At 39.2% G+C, this 22565-nt stretch carries 22 protein-coding genes; 11 read left to right on the forward strand and 11 right to left on the reverse strand.

The window, feature by feature from the left end:
• Positions 1–25 precede the first annotated feature (25 nt).
• From H1R81_RS25340 to H1R81_RS25350, 3 genes are all read left to right on the forward strand, one after another.
• Positions 26–886, forward strand: a complete 861-nt coding sequence (locus H1R81_RS25340) for a hypothetical protein (protein ID WP_181843552.1) — start codon at positions 26–28, stop codon at positions 884–886.
• A gap of 169 nt (positions 887–1055) precedes the next feature.
• A complete protein-coding gene (gene mobF, locus H1R81_RS25345) occupies positions 1056–3806 on the forward strand; it encodes a MobF family relaxase (RefSeq protein ID WP_229251220.1) in 2751 nt (916 codons plus the stop codon).
• Positions 3790–4173 (forward strand): hypothetical protein, encoded by a 384-nt coding sequence (locus H1R81_RS25350; protein ID WP_181843553.1) that lies wholly within the window; start codon positions 3790–3792, stop codon positions 4171–4173. The genes mobF and H1R81_RS25350 overlap by 17 nt, the downstream gene beginning before the upstream one ends.
• A gap of 34 nt (positions 4174–4207) precedes the next feature.
• Here H1R81_RS25350 and H1R81_RS25355 read toward each other — a convergent pair whose 3' ends face one another.
• The gene (locus tag H1R81_RS25355) at positions 4208–4423 is read right to left on the reverse strand and encodes a hypothetical protein (RefSeq protein ID WP_181843554.1); all 216 of its coding nucleotides are present in this window, start codon (positions 4421–4423) and stop codon (positions 4208–4210) included.
• 503 nt (positions 4424–4926) lie between these two features.
• Here H1R81_RS25355 and H1R81_RS25360 point away from each other — a divergent pair.
• The 3 genes from H1R81_RS25360 (at position 4927) to H1R81_RS25370 (ending at position 7234) form a co-directional block, all read left to right on the forward strand.
• Positions 4927–5130 carry a hypothetical protein gene (locus H1R81_RS25360; RefSeq protein WP_181843555.1) on the forward strand — a complete coding sequence of 68 codons (204 nt, stop codon included), beginning with the start codon at positions 4927–4929 and terminating at the stop codon, positions 5128–5130.
• A gap of 14 nt (positions 5131–5144) precedes the next feature.
• The gene (locus H1R81_RS25365; protein ID WP_181843556.1) at positions 5145–6467 is read left to right on the forward strand and encodes a radical SAM/SPASM domain-containing protein; all 1323 of its coding nucleotides are present in this window, start codon (positions 5145–5147) and stop codon (positions 6465–6467) included.
• A gap of 119 nt (positions 6468–6586) precedes the next feature.
• Positions 6587–7234 (forward strand): hypothetical protein, encoded by a 648-nt coding sequence (locus H1R81_RS25370; RefSeq protein WP_181843557.1) that lies wholly within the window; start codon positions 6587–6589, stop codon positions 7232–7234.
• A 19-nt stretch (positions 7235–7253) separates the two neighbouring features.
• Here the strand turns inward: H1R81_RS25370 and H1R81_RS25375 are convergent, their stop codons facing one another.
• The 6 genes from H1R81_RS25375 to H1R81_RS27535 all read right to left on the reverse strand — a co-directional run bounded on the left by H1R81_RS25375 (position 7254) and on the right by H1R81_RS27535 (position 12034).
• Complete coding sequence (locus tag H1R81_RS25375; RefSeq protein WP_181843558.1) at positions 7254–8162, reverse strand: ArdC family protein; 909 nt, start codon at positions 8160–8162, stop codon at positions 7254–7256.
• Positions 8163–8209: 47 nt separating this feature from the next.
• Positions 8210–9007: an N-6 DNA methylase gene (locus H1R81_RS25380; protein ID WP_181843559.1), complete on the reverse strand. Its 798-nt coding sequence runs from the start codon at positions 9005–9007 to the stop codon at positions 8210–8212.
• 340 nt (positions 9008–9347) lie between these two features.
• The gene (locus H1R81_RS25385) at positions 9348–10187 is read right to left on the reverse strand and encodes a site-specific DNA-methyltransferase (RefSeq protein ID WP_181843560.1); all 840 of its coding nucleotides are present in this window, start codon (positions 10185–10187) and stop codon (positions 9348–9350) included.
• A 97-nt stretch (positions 10188–10284) separates the two neighbouring features.
• Positions 10285–10758 carry a RadC family protein gene (locus H1R81_RS25390; protein WP_181843561.1) on the reverse strand — a complete coding sequence of 158 codons (474 nt, stop codon included), beginning with the start codon at positions 10756–10758 and terminating at the stop codon, positions 10285–10287.
• Positions 10759–10767: 9 nt separating this feature from the next.
• Positions 10768–11490, reverse strand: coding sequence for a hypothetical protein (locus H1R81_RS25395; protein WP_181843562.1), 723 nt, complete (start codon positions 11488–11490; stop codon positions 10768–10770).
• A 52-nt stretch (positions 11491–11542) separates the two neighbouring features.
• Positions 11543–12034, reverse strand: coding sequence for a helix-turn-helix domain-containing protein (locus H1R81_RS27535; protein ID WP_229251221.1), 492 nt, complete (start codon positions 12032–12034; stop codon positions 11543–11545).
• A 220-nt stretch (positions 12035–12254) separates the two neighbouring features.
• Between H1R81_RS27535 and H1R81_RS27355 the strand changes: the two genes are divergently transcribed.
• Entirely contained in the window at positions 12255–12575 is a 321-nt protein-coding gene (locus tag H1R81_RS27355) for an AlpA family transcriptional regulator (RefSeq protein ID WP_220275311.1), read from the forward strand.
• A gap of 11 nt (positions 12576–12586) precedes the next feature.
• Here the strand turns inward: H1R81_RS27355 and H1R81_RS25410 are convergent, their stop codons facing one another.
• The 3 genes from H1R81_RS25410 to H1R81_RS25420 form a co-directional block, all read right to left on the reverse strand.
• A complete protein-coding gene (locus H1R81_RS25410; protein WP_181843563.1) occupies positions 12587–13861 on the reverse strand; it encodes an integrase arm-type DNA-binding domain-containing protein in 1275 nt (424 codons plus the stop codon).
• Between the two features lie 413 nt (positions 13862–14274).
• On the reverse strand, positions 14275–15504 hold the full coding sequence (locus tag H1R81_RS25415; protein WP_181843564.1) for a type II toxin-antitoxin system HipA family toxin: 1230 nt from the start codon (positions 15502–15504) through the stop codon (positions 14275–14277).
• The gene (locus tag H1R81_RS25420; protein ID WP_181843565.1) at positions 15501–15809 is read right to left on the reverse strand and encodes a helix-turn-helix domain-containing protein; all 309 of its coding nucleotides are present in this window, start codon (positions 15807–15809) and stop codon (positions 15501–15503) included. Before H1R81_RS25420 ends, H1R81_RS25415 begins: the two co-directional genes overlap by 4 nt.
• 590 nt (positions 15810–16399) lie before the next feature.
• Here H1R81_RS25420 and H1R81_RS25425 point away from each other — a divergent pair.
• Positions 16400–17167: a hypothetical protein gene (locus H1R81_RS25425; protein ID WP_181843566.1), complete on the forward strand. Its 768-nt coding sequence runs from the start codon at positions 16400–16402 to the stop codon at positions 17165–17167.
• Here the strand turns inward: H1R81_RS25425 and H1R81_RS25430 are convergent.
• Entirely contained in the window at positions 17160–19433 is a 2274-nt protein-coding gene (locus tag H1R81_RS25430) for a hypothetical protein (RefSeq protein ID WP_181843567.1), read from the reverse strand. The two genes, H1R81_RS25425 and H1R81_RS25430, sit on opposite strands and share 8 nt — an antisense overlap.
• Positions 19434–19726: 293 nt before the next feature.
• Between H1R81_RS25430 and H1R81_RS25435 the strand changes: the two genes are divergently transcribed.
• The 3 genes from H1R81_RS25435 to H1R81_RS25445 all read left to right on the forward strand — a co-directional run bounded on the left by H1R81_RS25435 (position 19727) and on the right by H1R81_RS25445 (position 22359).
• Positions 19727–20050, forward strand: coding sequence for a hypothetical protein (locus H1R81_RS25435; RefSeq protein WP_181843568.1), 324 nt, complete (start codon positions 19727–19729; stop codon positions 20048–20050).
• Between the two features lie 130 nt (positions 20051–20180).
• Positions 20181–20609, forward strand: a complete 429-nt coding sequence (locus tag H1R81_RS25440; protein WP_181843569.1) for a helix-turn-helix domain-containing protein — start codon at positions 20181–20183, stop codon at positions 20607–20609.
• A gap of 199 nt (positions 20610–20808) precedes the next feature.
• Positions 20809–22359 carry a type I restriction-modification system subunit M gene (locus tag H1R81_RS25445; protein ID WP_181843570.1) on the forward strand — a complete coding sequence of 517 codons (1551 nt, stop codon included), beginning with the start codon at positions 20809–20811 and terminating at the stop codon, positions 22357–22359.
• Positions 22360–22565 lie beyond the last annotated feature (206 nt).

Raw genomic sequence — 22565 nt, forward strand, 5'->3', positions numbered from 1 at the left:
TGTCTCACGTTTAATTTTAACCACTATGAAGAAAAACCTGTATTTCCGCTCGGTTTACAAAAGTTCTCAAGCCCTGGAAGATGCGGTATTAGGCTCAACTCTCCGTCTATTATCCTTCCCCCGTACTTTATTGGAAGTATTCATTCGAAAAAATATGGGCGAACGTTTTTTCTCAATCGGAACGGCAACTCTATTGTTAATCGTCCTGGCTGCTTTTCCCATTGTGTTTGGTCCCCAGTTGCAAGCTTTATCAGCCTTAAGTGATACGGGCAGGAATAGTTTGGGTGATTACAACTCTATGCGTGAGATGAATGCCGTAATGGAAGCAAGAAATTTTGGCGGAAGTTCAAGAGGCTTTGACTGGGGGTATTTCTTTCTGCATCACTTCACCTGGTATCTGTTTTTAGGAGCCTTCTACTATTTTGCTTTGGAGCGTTACAAGGAAATTAAGCGCCTGCCCTCGGTCTTTGACTTTGGCCGCAGTAGTGTAGATCCCGGAGAAATCCACCCTCGTTTCTGGGAGTTCAAATGGAAAAACCAAAGTGTGGACATCCGGATGATTGAAACGGTGCTGGAACCTTTATTCTTTTTTGTGATTGGAGTGATACTCATTATCCTGAAACAAATGCTGGGCTATCTGATTGTTTTAAGTAGTATCGGGTACTGGATGAATTACCGGATTGCCTATTTTCAGGGAGATCAGTTTATCATGGATACCATCGATGAAATGCTGTTTTCACAGGAAAAAGCCAATGCTTTTATAGCGGATAAAGACCCTAGCGAGACCAATGGGGTAAGGTATTATGGAAGGAAACCTGCTGATCCTGACACCCGCAGAAAGGTCGCTGATATGTTTGAAGAAGACGATAATTTAGAGGTGAATTAGCACCTAAGCTGTCCTTAGGGAAGATGTCTGATACTTTCCACATTCCATTGACAGCCGATTTCACAAGACAGCCCCATACGCTAATTACCAGCTTATTCATTGGCTCCTGTTTAACAAGCAAAGGAATTATCAGAATAGTTCCTGTGGTGGAGTATAAATTCGATGGCATATGATACGGATGATACAAAGCAGTTCTGCCGCACACGCCAAAGCCTATTTCAAAGATGAACTTTCCCGGTCTGACTATTATGTGACTGATCAGGAATTACAGGGGAAAGTACAAGGTCTTTTAGCTGAACGAATGGGCATCAAAGGACAGGTCACCAAAGACCTGTTCAATGACCTGTGCGATAATATCAATCCGGCGACCGGAAAGGCTTTGACCCCGCGAACCAAAGACGACCGGACAGTGGGCTATGACATCAATTTCCACTGTCCGAAGTCCGTCTCCATCCTGCATGTCCTCTCCAAAGATGACCATATCCTGCAAGCCTTTGAGAGAAGCGTCAGAGCGACTATGCAGGACATAGAGCGGGATAGTAAGACAAGGGTACGCACCAGAGGCCGGGATGAAGAAAGGCCAACAGGCGAGCTTCTATGGGTCGATTTTACCCATCAGACGGCAAGACCTGTTGACGGGTCGATGCCAGACCCTCACCTGCATGCCCATTGTTTCGTCTTCAATGCGACTTGGGATGAACAAGAGCAAAGGATCAAGGCCTGCCAGTTCAGGGACATCAAAAGGGACATGCCCTATTATCAGGCTCGTTTTCAGAAATATCTGTCTGATAATCTGATCAATCTGGGATATGGGATTGAAGCCACCCGGACCTCTTTTGAAGTCAAAGGCGTACCCAAACCCGTCATTGGCCTGTTCTCCAAACGCACCGATGAAATCGGTCGGATGGCGAAAGAAAAAGGTATTACCGATGCCAAAGAATTAGACGAATTAGGTGCCAGAACAAGAAGTAAAAAACAGAAAGGCCATTCGATGGAAGACCTGACCATCGAATGGCGGAGGCAGATTCATGAATACACGGAAAAAGAAGGCAAATCCGAAAACCCGGTTATTCGCTATGCTCAACGAAAAGAAGAACGCCTCCTGACCCCGGAACAATGTATAGATTTTGCGGTTCAACATGGTTTTGAAAGAGCATCCGTCTTACAAGACAGGAAACTGCTGGCCTCTGCCTATCGCTATAGCATAGGCCATGCAAAAGTTTCATTGGAGGGTATTACTGATAACTTTGCCCAAGATTCCCGGTTGATCCATGTGGAAGAAAAAGGGAAACTCATGACCACCACGAAAGCCGTGCTGGCAGAAGAACAAAGAATGGTGAGGCTAGCCCGTCAGGGCTTTGGCAAATTACGCCCCTTATATGCAAAAATACCGGAAACAAAATTACAAGGGGAACAAAAAGCTGCCATTGAACATGTACTAAGCACAACCAACCGTGTTTCGATTGTAACAGGTAAAGCCGGAACAGGAAAAACCTCCACCCTTCAGGAACTGGTTCCTTTGCTTGAAAAGACAGGTAAGACTATCACCATCATTGCGCCTTCAAGTGAGGCTTCCAGAGGGACACTCAGGGAGTCAGGGTTTAAGCAGGCAGATACTGTCAGCCGCTTGAAACTAGACAGGGACATGCAGGATAAACTGAAAGGACAGGTATTGATTGTCGATGAGGCAGGGATGTTAGGCACCAGAGACATGACCCGCCTGCTTGAGATAGCAGACCAGCAGAATGCCCGATTGATTCTGGTGGGAGATACCCGTCAGCATGCCAGTGTTGACAGAGGGGATGCCTTACGGATTTTGAATACAGTGGCAGGCATCAAGACCGCAGAAATCAGTAAGATTTATCGGCAAAAGAATGAAATCTATAAACAGGCCGTAGAAGATTTATCTGTGGGAGATGTGGCCAGTGCTTTTGAAAAACTGGAAGACATGGGAGTCATCAAAGAAATAGACCCGAAAAAGCCCTATGAAATGTTGGTGAATGATTATCTGGACACCTTAAAAAATAAAAAGACAGCTTTAGTGATTTCTCCGACCCGTCAACAGAGTGATGAAGTAACGGAAGCACTACGAATGAAAATGAAATCATCGGGCATACTGGGCAAAAAAGAAAAGCAAATTATACGTCTGCAAAACCTGAACCTAACCGAAGCACAAAAAAGCGATTGGCGCAATTTACAGGAAGGTCAGGTAGTACAATTTAACCAGAATCTGCCCCATATTAAAAGAGGTAGTCAGTGGACGATTAGTGAATGTACAGAGAAAGGGGTTCATATACAGAATGAGGCCAAAGAAACGCGCATATTGCCCACAGAAAAAAGCAAGGATTACGAAGTCTATGAAAAAAATTTCATTCCGATAGCCAGAAAAGATATTGTTCGTGTTACCCGGAATGGCTTCGATCTGCAAAAGAAAGACCTGCTCAACGGACAAATGTTTGAAGTGTTGAAAGTCAGTAATTCAGGCAAAATTCAACTACGAAATCTGATAAGCAAGACGGAGTATGAAATCAATCAGGACTTCGGGCATTTATCGCATGCCTATTGTATTACGTCTCATGCCTCGCAGGGAAAAAGTGTAGATCAGGTGCTGATTGCGCAACCTGCCGCCACCTTCCCGGCCACCAGTTCCAAACAGTTTTATGTGTCGGTTTCACGGGGTAAGGAAGGCGTGAAGATTTATACAGACAAGAAACAGGAATTAATGGAACATGCGGCAAAATTAGGTGATCGCCAGTCAGCCATAGAACTGGTAAGCAGTAAAACTGATACGGATTTCATTCATCAGCAAATCCGGGACAAAATCAACAGGGAGATGCCTAAGACAACTCCAAAGAACCCACAGAAAGGAGATAGAAAACCAGCACCGAATAAAGACAATCCTTATGAGCCAAAATTATAAATTGCGTTTTGACCAGATGAAGGAAAATATTCCAGGTCAATCGGGGTCAACCTCACAAGAAGATACTTCTGCCTTTTATGCGAGTGAAGGATCGATCCGTAATTTTTGTCTGGTATGGAAAGATGGGAATATGGATGACTTTCCCTATTCGTATGTGGTTCATACCCAATTCAGGATAGGAGAGGAAAAGAATGCGATGATTATTGAATTACCCTCCAAACTGATCACACTTTCCGGCTATGGTTTAACCTCCTTATTTCTGGCATTCAAAAAACAGTTGCCACAGTTCATTTATCAGGTAGATGAAAGATATGCGGAAGAGGCAGAAACGGTCGTCACGGACATACAGATAGAAGAAAAAAGTTAGGCTTGGCAGAAACTAATCTGCCAAGCCTGTTTTATTACTTATCGGTTTTGGGACTATATGGTCTCATAACATATTTTCCACCGGGAGTTATAGGATGTTCAGGAACAATATTAAATCCTTTACCGTCTTTGTTTGCCCAAACGGCCGCAACTTTTAGCCAGTTTGATTTGTCACTGCCCGGAATGGGTGTAACCAGGAAAATCACGTGTGTGGGATATTTTTTTTCAGTAGTTTCGTTTGGGTTTGTCATCAGCAAATCTCCTTTGTTTGTGGTTGATGATGGCAGCGAAAAAGGCTCGAAAAGCAGTGGCAGCTCCCCGAATAACAAAAAATCGATGCTTGCCGTCTATTTTTTTGTTAGGAGTCGCAGAGTGTCCACTCCGGGATTATTTTACAAAGTAAAATAAGGGATAAGCACAGGCACAGCGTTTGAGCCAGGCTGACAGTATTCATTCACCAATAAGCAAAGATATGATTTTTAGAAAGACCAAATAATAGGGATTACTGGCTTTAATAACTAAAGCAATAGTAATTTTAGCAAGTCAAAGAAATATAATAAATGCCTAAAAATAAAAAAGGATTATTTGTTGACTGGTAAGTAGTTAATTTTTAAATTTAATTTCAAATTCAATGGAATAAGTTTTAATCGTACTTATAATGTTTGTTAAAAAAGCAGCTCTATAAATTAAAAATCTTGCATATCTTATTTTTATATTTTCTCAATAAATATCAAACAATATAAACTTTTTTATAATGAAGATTATACCAGATAAACTATTAGAAGTTCAAAGAGAAAAAGATGAAAGGCAGTATATAAAAAATGACATTTTATTTGATGATTTTGAAGTCTTGAGTTCTTTAAATATCAATCAAATGAACTATGTGGTTAGTGATGATAAACACGATAAAAATAGCAATTGTAATTGTGATTGTACAGGAGATTGCTATACTACATAATAAATTTATAATGTATGATTATTTACAAATCGAATAATTTATTTCTCAAAAACTTGAGTGATGGTTTTTATGTGATTGTAAACACCTGGCGACCCAATTCATTAAGGATAATAAATGAAGCTCAGTTAAAAATATTAAATGAAGTAAACAATAAGAAAACATTAGATGAAATTTCGTTTTCTTTGAACATTGATAAAAAAAATCTTTATGATTTTTTCAACCTATTTCTTAAGCAAGAAATAATAAATTATAATCCTGATTTTTCTAGGATAGAACCTTTCGATAATCCAAGTTCTCTTGATTTATGGATTCATGCTACAAATAAATGTAATCTGACTTGTAATTATTGCTACATTTCTACTCTTAATTCAACAGGGGGCATGTCAAAAGTTGTAAGAGAAAGGTTGATTGAAAAACTAAAAGAGACAGCTCTCAAAAGAAATTTAAAGGTAGTAAAAATAAGACTGGCTGGTGGAGAACCACTTACTCAGTTTAGATATTGGAAAGATTTAATAGTAGAGTCTAAAACTGCTTTTAATAAGATTAATTGTGATCTTGAAGTTGGGTTTATTACTAATTTAACTTTATTAAATGATGAAATAGTAGAATTTTCAAAAGATTATAATATCCAATTTGGAGTCTCAATTGATGGATTCGATTTCTACAATGATATAACAAGAAAATTTCATAATGGGAATGGTACTTTTGATATAATTGATAAAAACATTGACAGATTAATAAAAAACAATATTAGACTATCAACTTCGACGGTAGTTACTAACTCTAATATGGAAGGGTTACCTGCATTAACAGAATATCTAATACAAAAAAAAGTATTTTTTAGATATTCAATTGTTAAAGGTGAATATATAAATAGAGATGTTTTAAGTGACTTTTTGAACATCTCTTACGAGATTATGGAGAAAGAAATCGAGAATGGATGGGAGTTTTCCAAATATCATCAATTGTGTGATTTAAAACCTTCAAAATTAGGCTTTCAAACTTGTAGTTCTGGTTTGTCAGGTGGAGCGATCTACGTAGATGGAAGTGTTTACTACTGTCACGTTCAAGTAGGAGGCGAATCAGGACTTACAGGTAGTATATTCGATTCTGAAAATGACTTAGTTGAGGTAATAAGAAAGGGAAACCATTATGAAGGGATGAAATCAGATGATTGTAAGACCTGTAATTATAAATACATCTGTACTAGCGGGTGTCCAATGTATAGAGTTGATGGAAAAGATTTGAATTGTAGTCTTTATCATAAATTTATTCCCCGAATTTATGAATTACAAGGTAAAGAAAGATTAAAGTTGCTACTTGACAGATTGAAATAATGCATATAGTTAGATTAGTAATTTTAAAATTAATAGTATATCTCATTAAATTATTGTTTTCTTTATTAATTGTTTTGACTATATGGTTATTGGACTTCTTAACAAACTTATGGGAGGACATGGTGTCAACTCTAGCGTTAATAGTATCTGTGTTTGCTTTAGGAGCAACTTGGAGGCAACTTCATCTGCAAAGGACTCATAATCACAAATCATTAAAGCCTATTGGTCAAATTGATTTTGGAGATCGTAATTTTAGTAAACATCTCTTTATTTATTTAAATAATTTTGGCGTTGGCCCTATGATTGTTACTAAACTAATTTTTGAGAAAAATGGAATAAAATATGAGAAGATAGCTGACTGCATGGAGATAGAATCAAAAAAGTTCATGCATGTCAATATACACTCTGAACTAATAAACGTGATTTTACCAGGCAAATATATAGAAATTTTTGAAACAAAAGACCCTAGCTATTCAGATGAAAAAGCAATATATAATGTTGAATCAATGAATGTAGTGAAAAGGCAGTTAGCAGAAATTACTTTGACAGTAGAATACAAAGATGTATACGATAATGAATATACAACAAAAAGAAGTTTTGACTGGTTTATTCGACATATTAAAAACACTAATGATCTAACAATTCAAAATAAGAGTCAATCACAGGAAAAAAAGATTAATGAAAATAATTTGATTGAAGGAGAAACTTCTATTCAAAGTTTCCCTATAAAAAAAAGAACAAGATTAAAAAAAAATACGTCTCAGTAAGAGTATAACTTTATAATTTTTATAAGTCGTTATTTTTTTTTGAAAGAGGTAAATTTTGCAGCCTATGTAGATATTCGGTAGCTTTCTGGGCATGGGAAGCAGCAGTGAAAATCAGTCGTTTGTCGTCTTGCAATGCCTGTAACCATGACTGAATATAGGCAGCATGCTTTTCCTCCGGCATCGGTTCAAAGCCTAAATCAGCGGCAAGAAAACAGGCTCCTAATTCCGCCACCATTTCTTCTTTGGCATACCCCTCATCACCCCATTGCTTGCGGCCAAAATCACGGTTTAATCGTGTTGGGTGCTTTGTCCAATGGGTCATTTCATGGCCAAGGACGGCATAATAATCTTTGGCTGACAGAAAGCTCTCAATCGGCGGCATCATCACATAATCATCTATGGAATGATACGCTGCTTTATGGCCCTGACGAATATCCGCTTTCGTCCGGGCAAAGAAAAGTTCTAATTCTGCGATACGCTGCGGCGCATTATCTGTAACCTGTGAAGCCGTTTCATAAAACTGTTGAGGCAAGCCTTCAATCTGGCTGGCATTGAAAACGGTATAGGTTTTCATGAAAGGAATCCTGACGGCTTCCTTTTCACCCTCTTTATTTTCTTCCTCTTTGGTTATCTGGTCTGCGTAGATAACCTGTGAACCTTTCTCACCTTTACGAATGGATGCTTTCAGGCTTTTGGCCTGATTAAAAGTCATCCAATGAGGCAACTGATAGCCATTTTCCACACCCGACATCCACAAGGCAATCACATTGATGCCCGTGTATGGAATGCCATTGGCACGCAAAGGACGCTGGACATTTTCAGGTAAGTGCGCTCTATTCCAGGGCTTTCGCCATGTCAGTTCGCCTTTCTCAAGGTCGGCCAGAATTTTATTGGTGATGCGGGTATAAATGTCATCGGTTTGGTTCATTGGAAAATCCTTTGGAAACAGATAGGAATGGATTGGAGATTGATTGATTAAAACAATCGTAGTTGGGTTCCGAGCGGGGGCGTTTTTTCTGTATCGGGAGGGGAAGCGGCGTTAGAAACAGAGAAGTTTTCATTCTTCGCTTCATCAATAGTCGTATTGGAAAGCATTTCTTTAAGCTTCAAAACACATGCTTTTTCTTTTAGCTTGTGATCCCAGAAACCAAGCGTGTGTGCTGGTGTGTACCAATGGCTAAATTCTTCCATTGAAAGAGTATTGCCATGCACTACTACTGCCGGAATATGGAGCAAGGAGAACTGGACATAGGCGGCATGCACACAGGTAGCATCTAAATCAACAGCCGTTACATGAATGGTTTGCTGATAATTGATTCCACTGTCTTTTAATTCCAGGGCTGCAGCAATAATCATCGCTCCTGTGCCACAGGCAGGTTCTGAAATTGTAATAAAACCATATTGATTGATGATGTCCTGTTGACTATCACCCACAATCATTTTTGCCATCATCCGGCAAATAGGGAATGGGGTAAAGAACTGGCCTTTACGTTCATTATGGAGTTCAAGCGCATGGAAAACCTCACCTAATACGTCCTGTGGTGCTTCTTCCAGATGATTGACAAGCATGCCCAGGAGTTTGGGAAACTCGTTGAGTTCTTCCGGTTTGTAGTGTTTGACGATCTCCAGATAGCGTTTTTCTCTTGGCTCATATTGAGATTTATCAGTGGTATTACTCAAGGCAATGGCTGACATTTCCACAAAGTCTGCAAACACCTTGTTTGTGCTATGGCGGTAGGAAAGCTGGTGAATCAGTTTAACCATGTCCTGCATAAGGTTTCCTTTGTGGGTGGTGGATGATGGCAGCGACAAAGGCTCAAAGAGCGGGGATAGCTCTCCGAACGCCTAAGCGTGAGTCGCCCTGGCGAGCTTTTTTGCCCAGCAAAAAAGAGGGATAAGCGTCTTCACCGCTCTTTGAGCCAAGCTGAAAGCATAAAACCACCACCTATGAAGGATTAATGCGATTAAATAAGCTCTGCTGTTTGCATTTCAGAACGGTATTGATGAAATTGGAGGACTTTTTTAGTCACAGCAAAAGTTGTTTTGGGTTCATCGGGGGACTGTTTTGTTCCCCTTTGCCTTTTTAAAGGAGATAACATATCTAAGTGGTTGGTCATACGTGTGGGTCTTTGAAAAGGTAAGGAAGTTTTGAAACCTGATTTTCAAAATCTATTTCAACTGCCTGCTGCCGGACAAATTCAAAACTTGTGCCAAATAAATCACTCTGATAGGTTTGCAGTTTGTCTTTGATGACTTCGATATAATCAGGACTGATTTCGTAGGAGATAGAATTTCGGCCGTTATTTTTGGCTGCCAAGGCAGTTGTGCCACTGCCACCAAAAGGATCAAGCACCGTTTCCCCGACAAAACTAAACATGCGGATTAATCTGAGGGGGAGTTCCTGAGGGAACATAGCTATGTGTCCCTTATTCTGGAGCGTTCCCGGAAAATTCCAATGTCCGGCAAAGTATTTTTGCCATTCCTTCAGAGTCATTTTTGAAAACTCTTTTTGTGATGGGGTAGGTTGAGGGCTATTCCCTGATTTTCTGAATACAAGAATATATTCATAGTCCATCTGAATAACTCCGTTTCTGGGAAAGGGATAAGACCCTAAAAAGACACCTTTGTCATTGCCGATTTTCTGCCAGATAATGGCTCCCATATAATCAAAGCTGATAATCTCACAGAACTTGATGATTTCAGAATGAATGGCCATGAGTTTGTTTCGGCCATAATGGGTTTTAACAGCAATGGTATCAGCAATATTGATACACAGCCTACAACCATCCATCAAAGTACGATGGCATTCCTGCCATACTAAATTCATGTGGTTGATATAGTTTTCAAAACTCTGATAAAAGCCAATCTGTTGCGTAGTCCCATAATCTTTGATATTCCAGTAAGGAGGTGAAGTAACAATTAAATGAACAGAGCTATCAGCTAACTCACTCATCTTTCGGCAATCACCCTGAATAATTTTGTGAAAAGTCTGCAAGGTCTCTGTCCTTTGGTGGGAAAAATTCAATAAAAAAAGTGCAAATGATGGATTGCTATTTGGGCATCAGACCGTTGTCAGCGAAGGAGTAATAACTTTGCGGAGAAACAATGAGATGGTCGAAGATGGCAATATCCAATATCCTGCCTCCCTCACAGATTTTTTCAGTCAGTTTTTTGTCATTTTTACTGGGTATCAGGCTGCCTGACGGATGGTTATGAGAGAGGATAATTCCACTGGCTTTTGCCTTTAATGCCGCAGAAAACAGGAGTCTTGTATCTACAATACAGGTATTGATGCTACCGGAAGCTATATCGACCAGTCCCAGGCAATTACTTCTGTTGTCGAGCAGCAGGATTTTGAACTGTTCCAGAAGTTCAATCTTATTCTGATCCCATGCCAATCTGAGAACATCATAAGCAACGGTAGGTGAATTTATATGGACTCTTTCTTTATAAGGAACTTTGTATTTATAATGAATCCCGATTTCTGAAACCCGGTATAAGGATTTGAGTTGTGCGTAATTCATGATATTTTCCTATGATTTATTCTGCAATTGTTGTTGATACCATTTACTGAGGTCTTTACAGGCAGCATAAAGCATATTCATAGGCTTATGCTTTGACTCCTCTTCAGTACTGACAAGATTCTGGATATATGCTTTCGCTTGTTGTCCGGTTTGATCATTGCTCATCCAGGAATAAACGTGCTTATACCCATAGTTGCAGATATATGGATTGATTTGTTCCAGACAGGTATTGGAATGTAAAATGATGGTATCAGCCAGCAGTTTCTTTCCACCCAGTTTGCTCAGGAAAGACAGGAAATCCAGACTGTCTTTAAAGAGATGGATACTTTCAGGTTTAGGCATTGTCCCACGAATAAAGGAAATGGCTTGCGAGCCAATGGTTCCTCTGAAAAAGGGATTGATCAGTTCAAAACCCTCCTCTTCATTAGGAAAGCCAAGCGTTTTGAGTTTTTCCTGTGTTTGTTTATTATATACACAGACTTCATGAAAGTAGTATTGTGCTATTTCGGTGGAGATGCCCAATGTTTTCAGGAAGTCAAATAGCCCTTTGCTTTGAAGGCTTTTTCGCTTACTTTTCATGACTAATGCTGAACATGGGTAATGCTTTACAGCCGGGAAGGCTAAAACCGGATTGACAAAGTTTTGGGATAAATGTTTGGTTTCGTGTGAAGATGATTGGAAAATTCTTTCAATGTCAGTCATAGCGGTAAGTTCCGCCTTTGGTTTAACCATTGCGTTCTCCTGTTGAGTAGTGATGGGGATTGAATGAAAAATTAATCAGTGATTATTCAGACTTACGAATCCGGAGTCTTGCCAAGTTGAAAGCCATCAGATCGTAAGGGCGATAACGGACGGCCCTGCCGATTTTGATGTAAACCAATTCCTTTGTTCCGGTACTATTCCAGACCTCTAAGGTGCCTAAGGTAGAATTGACCTCAGTAGCTGCTCTTTTGCGGTTAATCAGTGGTTGACAAAGATGCGGATTTTCTAAAGGTTTAGAAGCATGTGCTGCAATAAAAGCATTTAAATCTGATAGACGGTAATAAATGATTTTACCCTTTTTTTGGTAGAGCAAACGGTGACGTTTGCCGGAACGCCAGGCTGCTAAAGTGCAGGCTGAAAAGCAAAGGTACTGAGCGGCCATTTCGGTATTTAAAAGAATCCGGGAAAGAGGATATTTTTCTGTTGCTTTTGCCAGTTCGTATTCGAGTGATGAATCAGCTAAGTCAGGATTAAAAAGGAGCAGCTTTGTATTGGCAATAAGATGTTTCGACATTTCTTTTCCTTTTATCCCGGAACAAATTCGTGAAGCAAAAACTTCGGACATCTGGGTAAAGGATTCGTGTACCTACTGTCAAACGACTCATCAGTTCATTAAACACAAACCAATAATGCTTTTGAAAAAGACGATATTATCTTTCGATTTCCTGACTTGAAAAGAACACATACACTAGCATGGTTGACTGAACTATCTATGCTGAATTTCTTTTGTTGCTATGGAACTTAATGATTTTGATTTTTTATTTCTTTTTGAAAAAAGTATTCATACTGCACCACATCGGAGACCATTATTGATAATTGGGAGCATTGCGTTGACAGATAATAAACATTTCAGTCAGGAATCTTTTGGGTATATGCGTTTAAGTCAGATTCTGAAATTGATACCAGTCAGTAAAGCCACCTGGTGGAACGGTTGCAAAACCGGACAATTTCCCCAACCTTATAAATTAGGCCCACGCATCACCGCCTGGAAAACGAGCGATATTTACCGATGTCTGCAACAATTTCAACTTTCTCGTAAAAATAAATCCGGTTGATTCACCACTCATTACTTTTTCTTTTGTCCAATAGCCAATAAATATTGCCCTAATTTTTCAAAGGCTTCTTTCTGTTCATGAATGAGAGAGGCACGTTGATAGGTTTCAATGATTTTATCTTCAATTTTTTGATTGAGACATTTCTTGATAATATGGGGCATAATCCCCAATTCCTGCATAATAGTTCCGGCAGTACGTCTGAGATCATGAATGACCCAGCGACCTTTAGGTAGTACCAATGCCTGAGGGTTATGCACCCTGTTTTTTTTAGAGGATTCCTGTTGCCTATCGGTAACCTGTTTGGTCAATACCTGACGGGTAATCGGCCCATCTGATTTGCGATTAGGAACAAGGTATTGGGTTGTTCTTGTTTTTTTCAGCATGATTAATTGTTTCAAAGCAAACCTTGACAGATAGACTTCATGTTTAAAAGTATTCTTGGCATGTTCAGAAGGAATGACAAACATTCTTCTGGATATATCAAAATGTTCCCATTTGGCACGTAAGACTTCATTGACCCGGCATCCTGTAGATAGTAGAAACCAAATCAAGGCTTCATACTCTGTTCTTAAACCTGATTGAGGCAATAAGTCTTTTAATAGAACCAGTTCTTGTTCCTCTAAATACCTTTTACGTGATTTTTCTTTGCCTCCCACTCGATCTTTAGTCAAACGTCTGGTTGGATCAAGGTTAATTAATTCTTCATCCTCTGCATAAGCAAAGAACTGTTTGAGATTGGCCAACAAACGGTTCGCCATGCTTTTGGCTTTACGGTTAGTCAACCGCTCCAGAATACTTCTAATCTCTTGTCTGGTTACTTCATTAATTGGGGTATTTCCAATGAGGGGAAAAACATCTTTCTCAAAGGCACGATTGATTTCACAACCTTTATCTTTTCTATTCTGTAATTCATTTTGTTTCCATGATTCAAATACATTCCTGACAGTATGACTTTGTTGCCTTTTTCTTTCAGCTAATTCTTTGGTTTCCTTTTGGAGTTGTTTATCTGCTTCAATTAAAGGATCAAGGCCAGATTCAAGTAAGGTGCGTTTTTGAGAAGCTAATACTCTTGCCTGCTTTAAATTAGTGTCTTTAAAAGACCCTAAAGACTGTTTACGGCGTTGTTTGGTAATCGGGGAGGTGTAGCGAAAAATCCATTCTTTCTCTCCATAGTGACGGACAAAGAGATAAAGCCCTCCGCCATCATTAAACATCTGATCATTGTCTGAATGAGATAAACGCTCAATTTGCAAAGCAGATAAAAGGTGCAATTTATTTTTGGGCATTATGTCTCCTCGCAGTGTACCAACCCGTGTACCAATAAAATGCTGATTGGGTTAAACTTTATTAAACCATATTAGAGAGGAAATGCAATAAAATCAAGTATTTTAAACACCAGACAAACACTATTTTACCATACTATTCAACAGACTTCATTTTTGACATGGAAGAGGTCACAAGTTCAATCCTTGTTACGCCCACCATTATTTTCAAAGAGTTAAATTAGCTGATTATTTATCATATTGAGAATAACCTTTTAAAGTGTACCAATCCGTGTACCAATAAAATATCAATTGATTGGTAGGATATACTGTCGTTAATTGACAGGTTGCGAACCAACTCAGTTTTACGTTCACTAACAATCAGTGTTTTGGATACATTTTCAGTACTAAAAGAGTATCAATAAACACCTTCTGAATTAGGTCTTTTTAATATTACTCTCAATTAAATTCACTTTTGCCGGACTTACCCCATATTCTTTAGCTAATTGGCTCCATTGTCCTAATGCGTATTTTGTTTGATTTATGATAAGATCAATCAATTGTTTTGAAAGTTTGGCTTCCAATCCTAATTTTATCAAGTGCTGCTCTTTTGGATTTTTCCCCTCACCCATGACCATAGTACTTTGCTCGCCCCTGGGCCCACTGGAAAAAGTAAGGTCATAGGCAGGAGATAGTTGCCACTGTCCGGTTTTATCCATAAGAAAACTAAAGTTTTTGGCATGATCATCACGGTTATGAGACAATACATTGAAAACAGCCAGGCGATACATCTTTTCAACTTCACGAATATCTTTGGTAAGTGCTCCCGTGAGAGTCAGTAAATCTTCATAATCTAATGAGGGCATTCGGTAATCACTATGCAACAAACCTGCTGCTGTGTGCATATGATACCGCTTTGAACCATCCCGGTCGAAACGCTTGACGGCAAAATAACCAGCCCCCTTTTGTGACGGGAATAGATGTACCTCCGGTATATTCACTCCTGCTGTCTTCGCCATGAGGGCGTAAACATACTCTATGGCACCTGCATCTGTCCCATCTAGCGTATTAGGAAACTTAACGAGCCAGTGTTCAAACCCTTCTGCTAAGTGTTTTGCTCCTTGTGATATATTTTGACGATTCTTATCAAGCCCGATAAGGGCTTTAGGCCTTGCTCCAGCAGATGAGCCATTTAAGCTCAAGAGTTCTTCTATAACTTCACCAGAACTTCCCGTAAGTACTTCCTCAGCTTTTTCAGCAAAATAATCCAGTTGAATTAAACCATCTATATCAGGCTGACTGAAATCCGGTTCATAGACCAACGCTCCCATGCCTTTTAATCCGACATTAGCCAAACGTTCAAGAGGTGTTATCTCTGACGAGATTACACCTTGTGACTGCATATAGCGATCAAACAATAAGCGTCCCCAACCATCGGGCAAGCTATCACTGAATACACCAGCCAGGCCTTCAAAAGGTCTTGGTGCAAATGAAGATACCCCTGGCTTTAGTGGCAAGCGTAGTGGCGAAATTTCAAGGCTCGATTGAAGAAAAGAGTTGTGATACTCAAAATAAACAATTCCATCACGGGCAGCTAAACGCCCGACAGGCAAGATGTCTCCACCGAAGTCCAGACCCACCTTAATATCTGCTATGGGTCTTTTCATTTCCGATGCCCTCGTTTACGGGTGGAGCGATTGTGCTTCTTCAGCACATCATCAATCGAATTGAATAAAGGTTTATTTGGTTTTGTAGAGTCTATCATCTCCTCAAGTCCGCCAACCACCAAAAGAAGTTTGAGAAAGGATTCCAGTGAAATAATCCCCTTCTGCTCAAATTTTCTTAAGGTTGGTAGAGCAACGCCTGAACGTTCCGCTAATTCTTCCTGAGTCAACTCCATAAGCAAACGTCTCTTACGGATGTTATCAGTAAGTTTTCTTTGAGCTTTGGAAGGGGCTATAAGTGATACCATGATATTAGTTATGCCAGTAAAAGCTTAATTTATGATACTATTGTATTACAAATATACCTAAATCCAACTAGAAAGTCTATCGTTTCTTTAATATATAATAGATTATCGATTAGAGACTGATTAGCTACACCATATTTCCAATTAGTTAAACTACTTTAAGAGTTAGCATATATAGAAATGACTTTTATTGGTCATTAATTATTGCTTTTTCTGATACATATTCAGTTAAAGAAATGAAAAAATATGATTATGATTTTTAGTAACACTTATAACTGCTGTTAAGGTCTCTAATTTGATTCGAAATCGGTTAGGCTCATCTTATTTTCATAAGTCAGTATGTTCTCAATTATAAAGGGAACCTCGCAAGAAGTAGAAATCTATTCACTATAGAAAATATATAGTGCAGACTATACATTTTCTATATCGACTCCGAAAAGCAGCAAAAGCATAAGTTCCTAAATTGCAGGGTAAAGCGAATCACTCCACAGGCCGGAATCCATGATTAGAAGGTCAAAGGAGAAATAAGCTGAAAATGAGTGGTTTAGTTTAATAAATACTAATTTGTTTCAAAACAAATACTTAATACTATCATGATATACCTTGCGCAATTTCTTTCAAAATCTTTTGAGAAGCAAGACATTTTCTGCTATACTCTACGGGTCAACACAGGGAGGAACGTGATGGCACAGTTTAGTTTTCGTCAGGGCTTAGTTACATTATTCGGTGCAATGACATTCGGTCTTGCCTCATGTGATAAAGGTGACCCGATTAATCCATCAGGCGGTAATACTAATCCAGACCCTATTGCTAAAGTGGATACTGTTGACTCTATTCTACAGGTTTATCCAAATGCCAGTTCTGCGGTTATGGGCGAATCTATAACAAAAGATGGTAAAAGATATTTTGGATTTAATGCACGTATCTCAGAAGATGTAAATGATACAAAAGTTACCACCGGAGCCTCAGGTTATGATAACATGAAGTATAAAGTAAAATACTTCAGAGAGAACATGAAAAAGGGAGCAAAATCTACTCCGGGTGGTGAATACTATATTGCGGCTGATAGTACCCAAAAACCAGTAATGTCCTATGAGCCAGCAGACGGTAAATACTTCAAAATTGTTCCTGTGACAGTAGGCAACCAAACCACTTACCATCGCATTAAACGTGCAGATGTTTTTGTCGAATCAAAAGACGGTCTTCGGATTATGGGTTCTACAATCACCGATGATGCAGCCTTTAATGATCGTCTTGATAATGTAGCAAGTCAGCAAAGCGCAGAATTATCTGCTAAACTCAATGTGCTTGATTTAAATGCGACCTCTAAATCTAAACTTGTTGTAATGAAAATTAATTAACATTTACACATGGATTTGGTTTAGGAACAGGGTTAATCAACCAGTTTGATAGGGTGGTGCTGATTAACCCTCCTTCTGTCATATCATTAGCCCTAAGGTTATTATAAACAGGTTTTTGTTCGTTTCCTAAATTGATATGGTTGGCGAAAATATATAAATCTCCTCCACCGGATCTGTATTTATCGACCGCAGCATCCATCATGTCCCTGACGGAATTAAATGTTCCGCCTCCTAATGCCGGGCATCCTTCTGGTTTATTAAAATCCTGGGTCTCATCAAAAATGCCAAAAATCATGAGACGTTTTGCTTGTGAAGAAGCGAGTTCACACAATACTTTTGGGTCATTGAAGAGTGGAAGTGAAGTTGCAGGATTTAACCGTGTGATGGAATTATCAGGCGGTAACGGGTTATCAACTTTAGATAAATAAGCAGTCAATAAAGCCTCGTAACTTGACTCCAACAACTCAATATTGGGATTATCTGCATCTCGATCACAAAATCCGTTACAGATTGATTGTTCTTGACCCAGAATTGGGTTGCATGATCCGCTTCCTGAACATATCAGATTGGGCAGAGATATAGGTGCGCCAGTATAAGTACCATTTTGTAACCCGCCTGTATCTACCCAAATCTCAATACCATTACTGTTTCCACCAGTACCACAGGGATCACCAGCATTGTTACAAGAGGTAATCGGATCAGAAACAGAAGCCGGATTGCGTTTACGCATGGCATCTACTAAAAGCTCCGACCAAATCAGGTCGTTGGGTGCGGCATCCAGAGTCGCTGCTGAAATATCCGGGACAATGTACCCTCTGTCATTGGCTGTCTGCCAGATTTCAGGCCGACTGTCGTTGGTGGACATGCGACTGGTGTCCCAGGCATTAGGTGAAGGCTTGCTCATGCTCCATTCCAGAGCGACCGGAATGTTCATCGTGATATGACGCACAATGGGAAGCCGATTGTTAGGGTTAGACCCTGCAATGGCCGGACAAGCCACAGTTGTATTCAGATCCCGCTCACATTGAGCGCCGGCATAACCCACCCTGTATATGGTTTGAGGGGTGGAAACTACCTGACTGACTCCATTGATAACTTTCACCAACTGGCAACGTCTGGTCAGATACCGGGCTGTCAGTTTCCCATACCAGCCTTTGCCACAATCCCTGTTTTCTGCTGGGTTGCCGATGAGTTCACCGTTAGCGTTTAACTGCATGGGTGAATAAGGATTGATGGTAAATCTTGGCGGCGGCATATCCTGATCGCACTTGAGATAGGTTTTAGGTTCAGGATTATAGGGTTCTGCATCACAGGTATTGGAGCCATCCTTATTTTTACGACAGAAAAACGTATAATACCCCGGCCCATTCCCTTCCAGTTCCTGTTTCAAACTGGAAACTTGCAGTTCGATTACATCATCGGCAGGTTTGGTAATGTCCTGGCTGGGGTCACGACAATAAACATTGATTTCTTGTGAAGTAGCAGGGGGCAGGGTAGTTGATAAATTAGGCGTACATTCCCAGGATTTATTCAGCCTTTGAATTTCATTGGCTACATTACCAATTTTGATGGTGCCTGTTTCTTGGGTGGTTTCATTATCAGCGAATTTCAGTTGACAGATTTGTTCCCGTTTGATTACCCCGTCTGTTCCATTCGGACAAGGCATCGTTATATCCCTTTTGAAAGTCGGCTGTGTCGTTTTCTTTGGATCGGGCAGACCGTCCAGACCGTCAGGTGCAAGAAAGCCGGCTACAAAGATTGGTGAACCTTCCACAATATCATCTCCAACGGTACAGCCTAAGGCTATTCCTTTCTTGGGTAACTGAACGCCACTGGCGTTTTTCATGCCAACAGCATCATGACCAAATTTAAGGACTAAGGAAGCAGCCATTGTACTTCCTTGCTGTTTGAGGCTTGATACTCCCATAGGCTTTTCAGTGAAATAGGCTATGGCGCCGTATTTCCCACAAGTATTGACTTTAACGCCCGTAGGCGGCACAGGTTTGGGATTATTCTGAACGGTAAAATCGGTGGGTTTATCAGAGAGAATTTTGCCATTATCTGATAAAGGGGTTTTGCGCTTCATTTGAGAGGCAACTAGATAGGCGGACAAATTCTGTGCAGAGGTGGCCAGACTTCCGGCCATGTTTTCGATGTGTGCCCGTTGATTGATAGTATTGTACCGGGCGGAAACATCGCCTTCATCCGGCAAACAGCTACTTAATAAGGCAATAGATAACAGGAAAGGAATTTTTCGCAAAAGCATGGAAAGCGGCCTTAGGATTAGGGGTCAATCATAAGGATACAATAAAAAACTATCAATTAGTTAAATGCGGCTGGCAACTTGCCTTTTATGTACACGATTGTAAGATACCTGGGAAGCCGTTAAAGGCTTTAGGGATTGGAACCCCTGATTTCATAGCGGTTTGTGACCGAAACCTCACTCCTCGATCTGTCGGGGAGACCCGGATGTATGTTCAGCCTGCAAAGGTAAAGATTCGGGTAGCCTTTCTATGAAATCGGCTTTCCAACTCCCTGACGCCAATCGAGGGGGCATAAATGGACATTCAGGATACACTCTATCAATCAGGTTACTATTCAAGTCCTTTGTATATGAAACATTGGATAGCTAATCATTACATTATTATGATTGGTGACAGGATTGCTCGCACCAGATATTTTTGTGAAAAGCCTATTGGGTATAAAGAACTGGCGACTTTGTTTAATCAATGGCAGATACCAACCACCAATGATGATAAACAGGACAAGTGGACAGACCAGAGCATTCAGGAAGTATTTTATAAATATCTTTCTCTATTAGAGATTACCGAACAGGATATAATCAATGTTTATCCGAAGTTGCACAAGTTAGGGATACCTTGAAGTTCACCATATCCTCAATCTTTAGGTTTAGTGGTCAAAACTTTCGTTTTACAAGCAGGATAAAAGACTTTATTTTTATTATATTTGTTTATCAGTATAGATTTAGTATAGTCAAACTATATATTTTATTATGAATATGCACACAGGAGCAAAAATCAGGGGGATTAGATTATTAAAAAATCTATCACAGGAAAATATGGCAGAAATGTTAGATATGAGTATCTTGGCCTATGGCAATATTGAGAGAGGAAAGACCAATGTTTCAGAAGAAAGACTTCAACAAATAGCAGAAAAGCTGGGTGTATCCACAGATGATATTTTGAATTTTGGCGATAAGGTCAATAATTTTTTTGACCAATGTAATGGCCCAATTGGAGTATTATCAGAAAATGTTCATCAAACAAATAATTATGATGCTCGTGAATTACAGCATGAGAATGAAAAACTACAGTTACAAATTGAGAAGTTAAAGTTAGAAATTGAAAAGATTACCCTTGGAAAAGAAAAGGCGGAATTAGAGCTAAAATATTTTCTTGAAAAGATTGCTCCCAATAATTAATGACTGTTCTGCTATATAAATTTTTCAATCTTTTTACTACGACTACTACATTAAATCTGTTTTGATGATGTAAGAAATAAGCCTTATAGAAATATTCTCCTCTAAAATAAAATATATTGCCAAAAAGCATTACTATTGCAGTTTTTAATATTTCAAATCCTTAATTGATTACATTAAGGATTATTTATTTTCTAATAAAATGTCAGAAGAACATAAAAGAGTTTTAGAGCAGCAGCTGTGGAATATCGCGAACACGTTAAGAGGCAAAATGGATGCGGATGAATTTCGCGATTATATTCTTGGATTTATATTTTATAAATATCTGGCCGAAAAGATGGAAATCTATGCTAATTCCATTTTAAAGCAGGATAAAATTGAATTCCGAGAAATCGATGAAAATACAGAAGAAGGACAAAGCTATATTGATGCAATAAAAGAAGAAGCTGTTGAGACTTTAGGGTATTTCTTAAAGCCATCTGAGCTGTTTAGTGAAATTGCTAAAAGAGGAGAAACGAATATTTTCATTCTTGAAGATCTTCAAAAGATATTGACCAATATTCAGTTGAGTACTATGGGGACTCAAAGCGAGGAGGACTTTGATAATCTTTTTGAAGATATGGACCTTAATAGCACTAAATTAGGCAAAACGCCTGAGGCGAGAAACGCTATCATTGCAAAGGTATTGGTGCACCTGGATGGGATTGACTTTAGATTGGAACACACTGAATTAGATGTATTAGGAGATGCCTATGAGTATTTAATCGGACAATTTGCCAGTGGTGCAGGAAAGAAGGCTGGCGAATTTTATACACCTCAGACAGTTTCTAAAATTCTGGCAAAAATTGTAACTACAGAAAAAAATAAACTTAAGTCAGTTTATGACCCTACATGTGGTTCTGGCTCTTTATTACTGCGTGTAGCCAGAGAAGTAAAAGATGTCAATAATTTCTACGGACAGGAGATGAATCGTACGACGTATAACCTTGCTCGTATGAACATGATATTACATGGGGTGCACTATAGAAAGTTTGATATAAAACAGGAAGATACTTTAGAGCATCCTCAACACCTTGGACTGCAAGCAGAGGCTATTGTAGCGAATCCTCCCTTTTCGGCTGTTTGGAGTGCCAATCCTTTATTTATGAGTGATGAACGTTTTAGTCAGTATGGGAAACTATCCCCAGCAAGTAAAGCAGATTTTGCTTTTGTACAACATATGGTTTACCATCTGGCTGAAAATGGAATCATGGCCATTGTTTTACCTCATGGTGTTTTGTTTCGGGGTGCGGCAGAATTACAGATACGTAGATACCTGATTGAACAAAAAAATTACTTAGATGCTGTTATTGGTTTGCCTGCTAATATCTTCTATGGCACCAGTATTCCAACTTGCATTTTAGTCTTCAAAAAATGCCGCGAAACTCCAGACGATATTCTATTTATCGATGCCAGTAAGGAATTTGATAAAATGAAAAATCAGAATGTGTTACGGGAAGAACACATTGAGAAAATTGTTGAGACTTATCGTAATAGAAGTGTTATTGAAAAATACAGCTACAGAGCTTCCTTAAGCGAAATCGCAGAAAACGATTATAACCTCAATATTCCTCGCTATGTAGAATCTTTTGAGGAGGAAGAAGAAATAGATATACAAGCGGTTATGAGTGAAATCAAATCACTTGAGGCCAAACGAGCTGACTTAGACCAACAGATAAATGTCTATTTAAAAGAGTTGGGGCTTGTTTTTTAATTTTTTTCTTCGAATCCTTAATGCTTAATAGCAAAGATAATTATATAATCGAGATGGCAAATAAAAGGTTACAAGCAGGTAAGGTTCCTAATTTAAGATTCCCAGAGTTTAATGAGGAATGGGAGGAGAAGAAATTAGTTGATATAATAGAATTTAAAGCAGGTTATGCTTTCCCCAGTAATAAAATGCTTACTGAAAAAAGTACA

Source organism: Emticicia sp. BO119 (genome assembly GCF_013912375.1).
GTDB lineage: Bacteria > Bacteroidota > Bacteroidia > Cytophagales > Spirosomataceae > Emticicia.